12 protein-coding genes are annotated in these 11,827 nt (G+C 72.4%); 5 read left to right on the top strand and 7 right to left on the bottom strand.

What is annotated here, in order from left to right; genetic code table 11:
• Window positions 1-129 precede the first annotated feature (129 nt).
• The 5 genes from BM272_RS08230 to BM272_RS08210 all read left to right on the top strand — a co-directional run bounded on the left by BM272_RS08230 (window position 130) and on the right by BM272_RS08210 (window position 6,614).
• Window positions 130-534 (top strand): hypothetical protein, encoded by a 405-nt coding sequence (locus BM272_RS08230; protein WP_093428306.1) that lies wholly within the window; start codon window positions 130-132, stop codon window positions 532-534.
• Window positions 531-902: a hypothetical protein gene (locus BM272_RS08225; protein ID WP_093428305.1), complete on the top strand. Its 372-nt coding sequence runs from the start codon at window positions 531-533 to the stop codon at window positions 900-902. The genes BM272_RS08230 and BM272_RS08225 overlap by 4 nt, the downstream gene beginning before the upstream one ends.
• 80 nt (window positions 903-982) lie before the next feature.
• Window positions 983-2,245, top strand: coding sequence for a TolC family protein (locus tag BM272_RS08220; protein ID WP_093428304.1), 1,263 nt, complete (start codon window positions 983-985; stop codon window positions 2,243-2,245).
• Entirely contained in the window at window positions 2,242-3,498 is a 1,257-nt protein-coding gene (locus tag BM272_RS08215) for an efflux RND transporter periplasmic adaptor subunit (RefSeq protein WP_093428303.1), read from the top strand. The genes BM272_RS08220 and BM272_RS08215 overlap by 4 nt, the downstream gene beginning before the upstream one ends.
• Window positions 3,498-6,614, top strand: coding sequence for an efflux RND transporter permease subunit (locus tag BM272_RS08210; RefSeq protein ID WP_093428302.1), 3,117 nt, complete (start codon window positions 3,498-3,500; stop codon window positions 6,612-6,614). Before BM272_RS08215 ends, BM272_RS08210 begins: the two co-directional genes overlap by 1 nt.
• On the opposite strand, the gene BM272_RS08205 is transcribed toward BM272_RS08210, so the two are convergent.
• From BM272_RS08205 to BM272_RS08180, 7 genes are all read right to left on the bottom strand, one after another.
• Complete coding sequence (locus BM272_RS08205) at window positions 6,599-7,453, bottom strand: HDOD domain-containing protein (protein ID WP_093428301.1); 855 nt, start codon at window positions 7,451-7,453, stop codon at window positions 6,599-6,601. The genes BM272_RS08210 and BM272_RS08205 overlap by 16 nt on opposite strands.
• A gap of 73 nt (window positions 7,454-7,526) precedes the next feature.
• Window positions 7,527-7,763, bottom strand: a complete 237-nt coding sequence (locus BM272_RS08200) for a YheU family protein (RefSeq protein ID WP_093428300.1) — start codon at window positions 7,761-7,763, stop codon at window positions 7,527-7,529.
• A gap of 2 nt (window positions 7,764-7,765) precedes the next feature.
• A complete protein-coding gene (locus BM272_RS13780) occupies window positions 7,766-7,921 on the bottom strand; it encodes a hypothetical protein (protein WP_159433047.1) in 156 nt (51 codons plus the stop codon).
• 194 nt (window positions 7,922-8,115) lie between these two features.
• On the bottom strand, window positions 8,116-9,666 hold the full coding sequence (locus tag BM272_RS08195) for an HAL/PAL/TAL family ammonia-lyase (RefSeq protein WP_093428299.1): 1,551 nt from the start codon (window positions 9,664-9,666) through the stop codon (window positions 8,116-8,118).
• On the bottom strand, window positions 9,663-10,844 hold the full coding sequence (locus BM272_RS08190; RefSeq protein ID WP_093428298.1) for an AMP-binding protein: 1,182 nt from the start codon (window positions 10,842-10,844) through the stop codon (window positions 9,663-9,665). The genes BM272_RS08195 and BM272_RS08190 overlap by 4 nt, the downstream gene beginning before the upstream one ends.
• Before the next feature lie 49 nt (window positions 10,845-10,893).
• Window positions 10,894-11,271 (bottom strand): photoactive yellow protein, encoded by a 378-nt coding sequence (gene pyp, locus BM272_RS08185; RefSeq protein WP_093428297.1) that lies wholly within the window; start codon window positions 11,269-11,271, stop codon window positions 10,894-10,896.
• 178 nt (window positions 11,272-11,449) lie between these two features.
• Window positions 11,450-11,824, bottom strand: a complete 375-nt coding sequence (locus BM272_RS08180; RefSeq protein ID WP_093428296.1) for a hypothetical protein — start codon at window positions 11,822-11,824, stop codon at window positions 11,450-11,452.
• Between the last annotated feature and the right edge of the window lie 3 nt (window positions 11,825-11,827).

Below are 11,827 nucleotides of genomic sequence, written 5' to 3'. Positions count from 1 at the left end.
CACGGGATGAAAGGGCGCATGGTACCGGCGGGGGCCGGGCGGGACCAGCCTCGGCGCTCGGGCCCGCCGCTGGACAGGGTCGGGAGACTGCCACATACTCGGAAATGGATAGCCAGCTAGGAGGCACCCATGGCCACCCGGCTCCAGGATCTGCCGGCCCTGCGCACCATCGAGACCAAGGTCAGTGGCGAGCGGTACAACCGCGTGCGCCTGGCCCTGGCTCGCCTGGGGGAGCCGCTGCTGCTCGACCTCCCCGGGCTGCGCAGCCTGGCCATGCACCTGGAAGCGGGGACCTGGATCTGTGTCGATCGCTCCCTGGACGACATGCCGGTGCTGGCCTGGACCGATTTCCGCCACGGCGCCTCCGTGGACCCGGCCGCCATCATCCCCTGCCGCCTCAACTTCTTCCACGCCCACGCCGGCATGGTCATGAGCAGCGCCCTGGACAAGATGGACTTCGAGCTCTCCCGGCGCCTGCGCAGCGAGGAGCGCGGTGGGGTCGTTCCCTTCCGCCGGCGGGAGGAGGGTGCATGAGGGCCATGGTCGTCCGGCTGCTGCTGGTCGCCCTGGTGAGCCTGGGCGCGGTGGCCACCGCGCCGGCCCTTGAGGCGGGGGCCGAAGCCCCGGTCTCCTCGGCCCATGAGGCCGGGCATGCCGGCGGCCACGATGGCCACCACGCCGACTGCACCTGCGACGACCTCGCCACCCTCTTCTGCTGCGGCGCCGACTGCGCCGATGGCTGCACCTCGGACTGTGCCGCGGGGAGCGGTTCCGGGGCGGCGCTGGTAGCCGGTGTGACCACCGCGACCGATGGTGCCCCCTCGACGCCGCGCGCCAGCGACCAGACCACCCCCCGCCAGCCCGGCCTCGCCCCCGAAGGTCCCCCTCCACAGCACGCCTGATCCCGTCGCGAATCCCCACCCCCGGTAACGGGGGATGACCGCCCCACGTGGGCGGTCGGCAACTGCGTTAGGAGAGGACCGTGCAAACGTCATCCCGAATACCCGCTGCCCGCCGGACGGCGGCGACCCTGATCGCTGCTCTCGTCCTGGCTGTCGCCGCCCCGTCGGTCGCCGCCCTGGAACTGGCCGAGGCCGAGGCGCTGGCCATCGAGCGCGACCCCGAGCTCCGCCGCCTTCGGGCGGAGGCCGAGGGGGAGCGCGAGGCCGCCGTGGCCGCCGGCGCCTGGCCCGACCCGCGGGTGAGCCTGGGCGCCGACTCCCTGCCCGTGGATACCTTCGCCCTGGACCAGGAGCCCATGACCCGGCTCTCCGCCGGGATCAGCCAGACCCTGCCCCGCGGCGACACCGCCGATCAGCGCCGCCTCCGGGGCGAGGCGCGCGCCCGCGCCCGGGAGGCCGCCGCCGAGGCGCGCCGGCGCGCCGTCCGCCAGGGGGTCCGCGAGGACTGGGTGGAGCTGGCCTACCGCCGGTCCGTGGTGGAGCGCCTGGCCTCGAGCCGGCAGCGGCTGGGCGCACTGGTCGACCTCACCCAGGACCGCTTCCGCCAGGGGCAGGGGGATCGGGCCGCCGTGCTGGAGGCGGAGCTGGAGGTCGAACGGCTCGCCGATCGCCAGCGGGCGGCCCGGCGGGCGGTGGCCGTGGCCCGGGCGGAGCTGGCGGAGTGGCTGGGCGAGGCCGCCGACCGGGCCGACGCCGGGAGCTGGCCGGCCCTCCCGGAGCCGGGGCCGGCGACGGCCCTGGCCGACCATCCGAGAGTCGCCACCCGGCGCGCCGAGGTGGCCGCCGCCGAGGGCGAGCGCGGCATCGCCGAGGCCGGCTACCACCCCCAGTGGGCGGTGAGCCTCGGTTACGGCTACCGGGTGGAGCCCGATACCGGCCCGGACCGCCCGGACTTCCTCAGCCTCGGTGTGAGCTTCGACCTGCCCCTGTTCACCGGTGACCGCCAGGACCGCGAGCTGGCCGCCGCCCGGGCCGGGGTCCGCGCCGGCCAGGCCCGGGTCGCCGAAACCCGGCAGCAGCTGGAGCGTCGCCTGGCCGTGGAGCGGGCCAGTCTCGACTCCCTGAAGGAGCGGGATACCGCCTACCGGGAGGACCTCCTGCCCCGGGCGCGGGAGCGCCGGGAGGCGGCGCGCGACAGCTATCGCAGTGACGTCGGCACCGCCTACTCGGTCCTGCGCGCCGAGATCGCGCTGCTGGAGGCCGAGACCAACTACCTGGCCGTGCGGCGCGATGCGCTCCAGGCCCGCGCCGCCATCCTGTATCTGCTGGGAGCCCCCTCATGACCCGTCTACTGCAATCCCCGATCTGGCTGCTCCTGCCGGCCCTCGTCCTGCTGGTCGCCTGTAGTGACCTGGCCCCGAACGAGGGTGCCGAGGGTGAAACCGCCATGGAGCATGCGGCGAAACACGCCGACCCCGACTACACCTGCCCCATGCACACCGACGTCCGCGAGGACGAGCCGGGCCAGTGCCCCATCTGCGGCATGGACCTGGTTCCCGTGGAGGAGGCCGAAGGGGCCAGCGATACCGCCGAGGGCCCCGCCGTGGAGCTGGGCGGTCGACTCACCCAGGCGCTGGGGGTGCGGACGGAGGCGGCGCGCCGGGAGGACCTGCGCCCCCGCGTCCGAGCCCCGGTGCGGCTGACCATCCCGCCGACCCAGGAACACCGCCTCCATGCGCGCGTGCGCGGCTGGGTGCGCGAACTCCACGTCGCCGGGGAGGGGGAGCCGGTGGCTGCCGGCGACCCGCTGCTCACCCTCTACAGTCCCGAGCTGGTCAACGCCCAGCGGGAGTATCTCCGGGCGCAGGGGACCGGGGGCGAGGCGGCGGCCGCCGAACGCTTGCGCGCCCTGGGGGTCTCCGACGAGGTGCGCCGGCGCATCGCCCGGGCCGGGGAGCCGCTGTCGGCGGTTCCCGTCACCGCCCCGGCGGACGGCGTGGTCACGGAGCTGCCCGTGCGGGCCGGGGAGGCGGTGGCCGTCGACCGTCTCCTGGCGACGGTGGCCGATCTGGACCCGCTCTGGGCCCTGGCCGAGGTCTCCGCCCGGGATGTGCCCGTCCTGCGGGAGGGGCTCGAGGCGGAAGTGGTCCCTCACCAGCGGCCCTGGGACCCGTGGGAGGGTACCGTCCAGCGGATCCTCCCCGAGGCCGATCCCGACAGCCGTACCGTGGCCGTGCGGATCCCGCTGGCCAACGGCGATGGCGCGCTGACCCCCGGCCTCTTCGGCCGCGCCACCATCCGCGGGCCGGCGCGGGAGGGGGTGGTCACGGTCTCGCGCCAGGCGGTGATCCGCACCGGCGAGGCGGCGCGGGTAATCATCGCCCACGGCGACGGCGGCTTCAGCCCCCGTTCGGTGGAGACGGGGCTCACCGCCGACGGTCGCATCGCCATCCTCGAGGGGCTCGAGGCCGGTGAGCGAGTGGTCACCTCCGGCCACTTCCTGCTGGACAGCGAGGCGGATACCGGCGCCGGCGGCGGACGCATGGAGGGCGCCGACGATGAGGGCGGCCATGCCGGCCACGGGGGGATGCACTGATGATCGCCGCCGTTATCCGCTGGTCCCTGGCCAACCGCTTCCTGGTCCTTACCCTCGCCGTCCTGCTCGCCGCCTGGGGCGTCTGGTCGGCCAATCGCGCGCCGGTGGACGCCATCCCCGACCTCTCGGACACCCAGGTCATCGTCCAGACCACCTGGCCGGGGCAGGCGCCGGAGGTGGTGGAGGACCAGGTCACCTACCCCCTGACCTCGGGCCTGCTGTCGGTCCCGCGGGCGGAGACGGTGCGCGGCTTCTCCTACTTCGGGGACTCCTTCGTCTACGTCGTCTTCGAGGACGGCACCGATCCCTACTGGGCCCGCTCCCGGGTGCTGGAGTCCCTGGCCCAGGTGGAGGGGGACCTGCCCGACGGCGCACGGCCGGAGCTGGGGCCGGACGCCTCCGGGGTGGGCTGGGTCTACCAGTACGCCCTGGTGGATCGCAGCGGCACCCACGACCTGGGCCAGCTCACCGCCCTCCAGGACTGGTTCCTGCAGTACGAGCTGGGCGCCCTGGAGGGGGTGGCCGAGGTGGCCACCGTGGGCGGCATGGAGCGCCAGTACCAGGTGGTCCTGGATCCGGAGGCACTGGCCATCCACGACCTCTCCGTGGGACGGGTACGCAGCGCGCTGGAGCGGGCCAACCGCGAGTCCGGCGGCTCGGTGGTGGAGCTGGCCGAGGCCGAGTACATGGTCCGCGGCCGCGGCTACCTGCGCGACCGTGACGACCTCGCCGAGGTCGCGGTGGCCACCACCGCCGAGGGGACGCCCGTGCGCCTGGCGGACATCGCCGAGATCCGGCGCGGCCCCGCCCCCCGTCGCGGTATCGCCGACCTCAACGGCGAGGGCGAGGTGGTCGGCGGCATCGTGGTTGCTCGCTACGGCGCCGACACCCGCGAGGTGATCCGGCGGGTGGAGGCGCGCCTGGAGGAGCTGGAGGGCAGCCTGCCGGAGGGTGTGGAGGTCGTGGAGACCTACGACCGCTCCGGGCTCATCGACCGCGCCGTGGCCACCCTGGGTAAGCACCTGGGAGTGGAGCTGGTGGTGGTGGCCCTCATCTGCGCGGTCTTCCTCTTCCACCTGCGCTCCACCCTGGTGGTGGTCGTGAGCCTGCCCCTGGGGGTGCTGGCGGCCATCGCCATCATGAACCTCCAGGGGGTGACCCTGAACATCATGTCCCTGGGCGGGATCATCCTCGCCATCGGCACCATGGTGGATGCCGCCATTGTCATGGTGGAGAACACCCATCGCCATCTGGGACGCGGCGGCGACCGCCGGGAGGCGGTGGCCCGGGCCACCGCGGAGGTGGGGCCGGCGCTCTTCTTCTCCCTGCTCATCGTCACCGTGAGCTTCCTGCCCGTCTTCACCCTCCAGGGGCAGGAGGGGCGGCTCTTCGCCCCCCTGGCCTGGACCAAGACCTGGGCCATGGCCGCCGCCGCGCTCCTGGCCATCACTCTGGTGCCGGTGCTCATCGCCCTGTTCGTGCGTGGCCGGCTCCGGGGGGAGGGCGAGCACCCGGTCACGCGCTGGCTGGGCCGGGGCTACGGCCCCCTGCTACGGGCGGTGCTGCACTGGCCGAAGACCATGGTGGCCGCTGCCGCCCTGCTGGTGGCCGCTACCCTGTGGCCGTTGAGCCAGCTGGGGACGGAGTTCATCCCCGAGCTGGACGAGGGTGACCTCATGTACATGCCCACCACCGATCCGGGGCTGTCCACCGGCAAGGCGCAGCAGCTGCTCCAGGTCACCGACCGGCTCATCCAGCAGGTCCCGGAGGTGGAGCGGACCTTCGGCAAGATCGGCCGGGCGGAGACGGCCACCGATCCCGCTCCCATGACCATGATCGAGACCACCATCACCCTCAAGCCCAGGGACGAGTGGCGCGAGGGCATGACCCTGGAGAAGCTCAAGGCGGAGCTGGACGAGCGGGTGGATGTGCCCGGGCTGACCAATGCCTGGGTCATGCCCATCAAGACCCGGATCGACATGCTCTCCTCGGGGGTGCGCACGCCGGTGGGGATCCGGGTCAGCGGCCCGGAGCTGGAGACCATTCAGGCCATCGGCCGGGAGATCGAGCGGGCCGTGGCCGACCTGCCGGGAACCCGGTCGGCCTTCGCCGAGCGGGTGGCGGCGGCCCGCTACATCGACGTGGACGTGGACCGCCGCGCGCTGGCGCGCTACGGCGTGGACATGGCCGAGGTCCAGGAGCTCCTGCGCCTGGCCGTGGGCGGGGCGACGGTGACCGAGACGGTGGAGGGGCGGGAGCGCTACCCGGTGAACCTGCGCTTCCCCGCCGACCGGCGGACCAGCCTGGAGGACCTGCGCAGCCTGCCGGTGGTCGCCGGGGATGGCCGCCGGGTGGCCCTGGGGGAGGTGGCCGACATCGCCATCCGCCAGGGGCCGGGGATGATCAAGAGCGAACAGGCCCGGCCGGTGGGCTGGGTCCACGTGGATCTGACCACCGGCGATCTGGCCGGCTGGGTGGAGCGGGCCCGGGGTGTCGTCGCCGACGAGGTCGAGCTACCGCCGGGCTACTCCCTGGCCTGGGCGGGGCAGTACCAGAACATGGAGCGCGCCCGGGACCACCTGTTGATGGTCGGGCCGCTGGTGCTGGTGCTCATTGCCCTGCTGCTCTACCTCAACTTCCGCGCGGCCGGTGAGGTTCTGCTCATCCTCGCCACCCTGCCGCTGGCCCTGGTGGGCGGGGTCTGGCTGCTCTGGGCCCTGGGCTACAACCTCTCCGTGGGGGTCGGTGTCGGCTTCATCGCCGTGGCCGGCGTGGCCGTGGAGCTGGGGGTGCTCATGGTGGTCTACCTGGGGCAGGCGTGGGCCGCCGCCCGGGAGGCCGCGGAGGCCGAGGGCCGCACGCCCCATCGCGGTGACCTGATGGCGGCCCTGGAGGAGGGGGCCCTGCGCCGGGTCCGGCCCATCACCATGACGGCGGTCTCGGTGATCCTGGGGCTGGCCACGGTGATGGTGGGCGGTGGTACCGGCTCGGAGGTGATGCGCCGCATCGCCGCCCCCATGATGGGGGGCATGCTCAGTGCGTGGGTGCTGGCGCTCCTGGTGGTGCCGGCGGTCTTCTGGCTCTGGAAGGGGCGAGGCCTTCAGGCGGCGAAGTAGAAGACGCCCATGGCCTTGGCCACCCGTTCGTCCATGGAGGCGAGGGTGGCGTCCAGCTGGTCGGTATCCAGGCCGGCCAGCTCCCAGGCCGCCGGGTCGGAGTTCAGCGGCTGGCGGAAGAGGGTGTTGCTCGGGTGGATGGCGTTGGCGATGCCGTTGGCCAGGTGGACCAGCGCCTTCTCGCGGCCGAAGTGGCCGGGGTCGCCCAGCTCGTGGTGGCCCTCCACGGCGGCGGCCAGGCTCTCCGGCAGCCCCCAGTGGCGCAGCAGCGCCCCGCCGGCCTCGGCGTGGTCGAAGCCGAGGATGAGCTGTTCGGCCTGGTAGATGGGCTGGTTCTGGGAGCGGGCGTGGAGGATCGCCTCCTTGGCCAGGCTCGGCAGGGTGGTGTAGATGAGCAGGCTGCCGATGTCGTGGAGGAGGCCGCCGAGGAAGTGGCGCTCCAGGTCGCGTTCGCCGCTGCTCTCGGCCAGGGCGCGGGCCGCCACGGCACAGGTGAAGCTGTGCTTCCAGAAGGTGTCCATGGTCACCAGCGCGTTGGGCAGGTTGGTGAACTGCCGGACGATGACGGTGGAGAGGGCGAGGAAGCGCAGCTGCTGGGTGCCGGCCAGGGAGACGGCGCGCTCGATGTCGGCCACCTCGCCCCGCAGGCCGTACCAGGGGCTGTTGACGATGGCCAGCAGGCGGGCGGAGAGGGCCGGATCACGGCTGATGATGGCTGCCAGATCGGTCACCGAACTCTGGGGATCGTCGGCCGCGGCGTTGAGCTCCCCCACGATATCCGGGAGGGAGCCCAGCCGGGGGCTCTGACGGATCAGTTCTTCGGTGCTGAGCGCGCCCATGAGCGACTACCTAGGTTGGCTAAAAGCAGGTTCATTGTGGGGTAACCAGCCTCCCATTTCCGTGACACAGTTCTCACTCATCCCGTTCGCGGGGCGCGTGTTCGGCCGGCACAACGTCCAGGGTGGCGCTCTCCTCGTCGAAGACCAGGGCCGCCTCGCCGCTGTACAGCCGGTTGCGCAGCTGCTCCCGGGCGGTCTCCACGGAGACCGGTACCTCGCCGTAATCGGTACTGTCCCGGGTGACGATCTCCTCCAGCACCGATTCCAGGGTGGCCGGCTCCAGACTCTGCGGCGGAACGCGGACGGGCAACGCTACTCCCAGGGCTGGCGGCTGTAGTACTGCTGGCGCTGACGCTCGTGGCGCTCGACGATGCGCTCGCGCAGCGGCCACCCGAGCAGGCTCGCCACATGGATGAACAGCAGTACCAGTAGCGCCAGACCGATGATGATGGCCGCGGCAAGCAGCATGGGCCCTCCCCCTTCGGATGTGGAGTCTCGGATGTGGACTCAGGCATTCCCTCACCTCGTGCCCTCCCTGGACCGACCCGGATTATAGCACCCCCGTACCGTCGGTCGGTGCGGAGAAGTCGAGCAGATGGCCTCAAGGCTGATAGCGGCGGTAGGGGAGGAAACTTGAGTCGGCCCCGCGAGGAGGGGACCGGTCAGGGCAGGTGGTGCAGGGGGTCGGCGGGGTCGCGCAGTCGCCGCGTCAGGGCGGCGATGGCCGGTTGCAGGGGGCGATCGTCGGCGAGGAAGCCGGCTGTGGCCCGGACCGCCTCGTGGAGCCCTCGTGTGGCCGGCGAGAAGCCGTCCTTCCCGCGCAGTTCCACCGCCTGGGCCAGGGCCAGGGCGTGGATGGCCAGCAGCTCCTCCACCATGCCGAGGACGTCGGCGGCCTTGCGCGCGGCGATGGTCCCCATGGTCACCACGTCCTGGTTGTCGGCGTTGGTGGGGATCGACTGGATTGAGGCGGGGTGGGCCTGGGTCCGCAGCTCCGCCACCAGGGCGGAGGCGGTTACCTGGGCCCCCATGAAGCCGCTGTTGAGCCCGGTCTGGTTGCCCTGGAGGAAGGGCGGCAGGCCGTCGTTGCGGCGCTCGTCGGTGAGCCGGGCCAGGGTCCGTTCGGCGTGGACGGCGGTCTTCACCAGCGCATTCACCTGGGTGTCCGCGGCGAAGGCGATGTGCTGGCCGTAGAAGTTGCCGCCGTGGATCACCGCATCGGCCTCCGGCAGGAAGACGGGGTTGTCGGTGACGGCCCCCACCTCCCGGGAGACGGTGGTGTGGTGCCACTCCAGGGCATCCAGCACGGCGCCGAAGAGTTGCGGGGCGCAGCGCAGGGTGTAGGGGTCCTGGGGGACCTCCGCCGCCTCGCCCACCCCGTCGAGGTCGTCCGGGAGCCAGGCCGGTTCCGCCGCCACCAGCCGCTGGCTGCCGGCGGCCAGCTCGTTGAGCCGGGCGTGGGCGGCCTGCTGGCCGGGGTGGGGACGCAGTTCGCCCAGCTCCGGTCGCCACGCCTCCAGGCGGGCGCCGTGGACCTCGGCGGCGGCCACGGTGAGCCGCTGGGCCAGCTCCACGGCGCGGCGCGCCCCGGCGGCGTTCAGGGCGGCGATGCCGGTCATGGCGGCGGTGCCGTTGACCAGGGCCAGGCCGTCCTTGGCGGCCGGCTCCCAGGGCTCCCAGCCGCGCACGGCCAGGGCCTCGCCGGCGGGGCGGCGGTTGCCGTTGTCGTCCACCTCGCCCTCACCCATGAGCGCCAGGGCGATGTGGGCCAGCGGGGTCAGGTCGCCGCTCGCCCCCACCGTGCCCCGCTCGGGGACCACCGGCACCAGGTCGGCATTGAGCCAGTCCACCAGGCACTGGAGGCTCTCCGGCCGCACGGCGGAGTGGCCCCGGGTCAGGGTGGCCAGGCGGACGAACATGATGGCCCGCACCGTTCGCCGGGGCAGGGGGTCGCCGGTGCCGCTGGCCAGGTGGTAGATGAGGTTGCGCTGGAGCTCCGCCGACCGGTCCGGGTCCACGTAGCAGCCCGCCAGGGGGCCGTAGCCGGTGGTCACGCCGTAGATGAGGCGGCGGGCGGCCACCATCTCCTCCAGGTGCAGGCGGCCGGCGGTGGCCCGCTCCAGGACGCCCGGGTCCAGGGCGACCTCGGTTCCGTCGGCGACGGCCTCCACCTCGGCGATGGTCGGGCGCCGTCCGTCGAGGAGGAGGCTCACGCCGGCTGACCCACGGCGGGCTTGCCCAGGGGTCCGCGCGGGATGTCCTCGGCGAGGGTCAGTTGCACCGGGCGCTCCGGCGGGGTGAGGTGCTCGCGGATCCAGGTCTGCAGCGTCGCCTTCAGCTCCTCGGGATCGGTGTCCGGATCGGGGACGATCCAGCCGGCCAGCCGGGGCTCCTCGCTCCGGTCCAGGTGGACCGCCGCCTCGGCGACCCCCGGCCGGGCGCGCAGCTTCTCCGCCACCTGGTCGGGATGGACGTTCACCCCGGCGACCTGCACGGCGCCGTCCCGCCGCCCCGCGGGGATGAAGTGACGGGTGCCGTGGAACTCCAGGTGGTCCGGCGGCGTCACCGCCTCGCCGAGGCCGGTGCGCCGGCGCCGGTAGAGGTAGAGGCCGTCCGACTCCCAGTGCTCGAAGAGGCGGAAGGGCGCATCCGGCCCCTCGCGGTAGCCGATCCCGGCGGTCTCGGTGGCGCCGTAGATGGCGACGAACCGCTCCAGCCCGCGCTGCTCCAGATCCCGGGCCAGGGCCGGGGGGCAGGGCGCGGTGGAGGTGACGCCGGTAACGCCCGCCGGGAAGGCCGGATAGAGGGTCGCCAGCTGGCGCCAGCGCAGCGGGAACCCGACGACGAGGTCGCCGTGGTCCAGGTCCGCCGGCGGCAGGCCGCCACCGCCCTGGTCGTGGTGGACGGGGCAGCCCAGCTCCCGGGGCAGGAGCACGCCGAAGAGAAAGCCGTAGATGTGATGGGCCGGGACGAGACTGACCACCCGTCGGGTGCCGGGGAAGAGATTGGCGAGGTGGAAGACCTCCTGCTCCAGGTCGGCCAGGCTGTGGCGGTGCGGCTTCGGCTCCCCGGTGGTCCCGGAGGAGCGGAAGGTCATGCCCCCCGCCTGCTGGATCCCCTGGGCCGCGAGCCCGGCCCATTCACCCAGGCTGTGCTTGCGGAGGAGGTAGTCCCCCGCGTCGAGTTCGTGGAGGCCGAAGCGTTCCGCCACGGCCGTTGCCATGGTCAGGCGTTCGATGGAGTCGGCGCCGATGGTGTCGCCGCCCAGCGTGGTGGAGGCGTCCCAGGTGGTGGCGTCGACGGCCGCTCCGGCATCGCCGCGCAGGCGCCGCAGTTCGTCCCGAACCAGGGAGGTGACGGCGGGCAGGAGGGTGTCTGCATCGAGATTCATGTTCGCTCTCCGGACAAACGGCGGGGCAGCTCCCCCGCCGGGAGGGGTTCTATGCGCGCTTGACCAGGATCCAGTAGGAGTCGCCGGTGAGGGCCTTCTTCATGTGGACCTTCACCTTGGTCGGCTGCATCTGGTAGTCGAAGGTGTACTCGAACATGGTGTTGAGGTCACCGTTCTTGACGCCCTCCTTGAAGCGACCGGAGAAGTCCTGGGAGTCGGTGCAGGGGGCGACCTCCTTGAAGAAGTTCTTGCCGATCACGGCCTTGGGGTCGCGGCCGGTGATATCGCCCTCGGCGGCGTTGTACTGGAGGATCTTGCCGTCGGCATCGAGCTGGATGGCGCCGAAGGCGAGGTTGTCCAGGTCGCCTTCCTTCATGCTGGACAGGGTGTTCTCGATGTCGTCGGTGCCGAACTGAACGAAGTCCATGGTGGAGTCTCCATTATGCAGGGGTTGTACAAGCTTCCCCGGATCCCTGGCCTTCCCAGTGATTCCACGGGGATTGTGACGGGTTTGTAACGGGAGTGTATCGAAATCTCTCCCCGGTAACCCTGATATGGAGACTATAAGTTATACAAAGATTGTGCAACTACCCGGGGGCGATCGGTCAACGATTGCCCAGGCCGCGCTGCCAGGCCTCGACGAATTCCTCGATGGACTCGGCAAAGTCGGGGTCGGTATCGGCCTCGGTGCGGGCGATGGTGGCGTGGACGGCGACCCCGTCCGGCGCCGGGGGATAGCCGGCGGTGACCGTCCAGGCCAGGGCATTGGGGCAGTCGGTAAGGGCGAAGCGGACGCCGCCCTGGATGGGGGTGCGGACCACCCGGAAGTGGCCCCAGAGGGTATCGGCGGCGCCGTGATCCTCGTCCTCGGCGGCGACGGCGGCGAAGGCGTCGCACCAGTCGGGGAGCGACTCCACGGTGAGCTGCTCCGCCAGTTCCTCGGCAGTGAGGGGGCGGTCGGCGGTGGCAAGGAATTCCATGGC

Source organism: Thiohalospira halophila DSM 15071 (assembly GCF_900112605.1).
In the GTDB taxonomy this organism is placed as follows: Bacteria; Pseudomonadota; Gammaproteobacteria; order Thiohalospirales; family Thiohalospiraceae; genus Thiohalospira; species Thiohalospira halophila.
The sequence above is the reverse complement of the archived record's forward strand: the minus strand, read 5'-3'. Positions and strand labels throughout refer to the sequence as shown.

Coding starts and splice junctions, on each gene's coding strand:
- BM272_RS08230 (WP_093428306.1), top strand. CDS start 130: ATGGCCACCCGGCTCCAGGATCTGCCGGCCCTGCGCACCATCGAGACC.
- BM272_RS08225 (WP_093428305.1), top strand. CDS start 531: ATGAGGGCCATGGTCGTCCGGCTGCTGCTGGTCGCCCTGGTGAGCCTG.
- BM272_RS08215 (WP_093428303.1), top strand. CDS start 2,242: ATGACCCGTCTACTGCAATCCCCGATCTGGCTGCTCCTGCCGGCCCTC.
- BM272_RS08210 (WP_093428302.1), top strand. CDS start 3,498: ATGATCGCCGCCGTTATCCGCTGGTCCCTGGCCAACCGCTTCCTGGTC.
- BM272_RS08205 (WP_093428301.1), bottom strand. CDS start 7,453: ATGGGCGCGCTCAGCACCGAAGAACTGATCCGTCAGAGCCCCCGGCTG.
- BM272_RS13780 (WP_159433047.1), bottom strand. CDS start 7,921: ATGCTGCTTGCCGCGGCCATCATCATCGGTCTGGCGCTACTGGTACTG.
- BM272_RS08190 (WP_093428298.1), bottom strand. CDS start 10,844: ATGAATCTCGATGCAGACACCCTCCTGCCCGCCGTCACCTCCCTGGTT.
- pyp (WP_093428297.1), bottom strand. CDS start 11,271: ATGGACTTCGTTCAGTTCGGCACCGACGACATCGAGAACACCCTGTCC.
- BM272_RS08180 (WP_093428296.1), bottom strand. CDS start 11,824: ATGGAATTCCTTGCCACCGCCGACCGCCCCCTCACTGCCGAGGAACTG.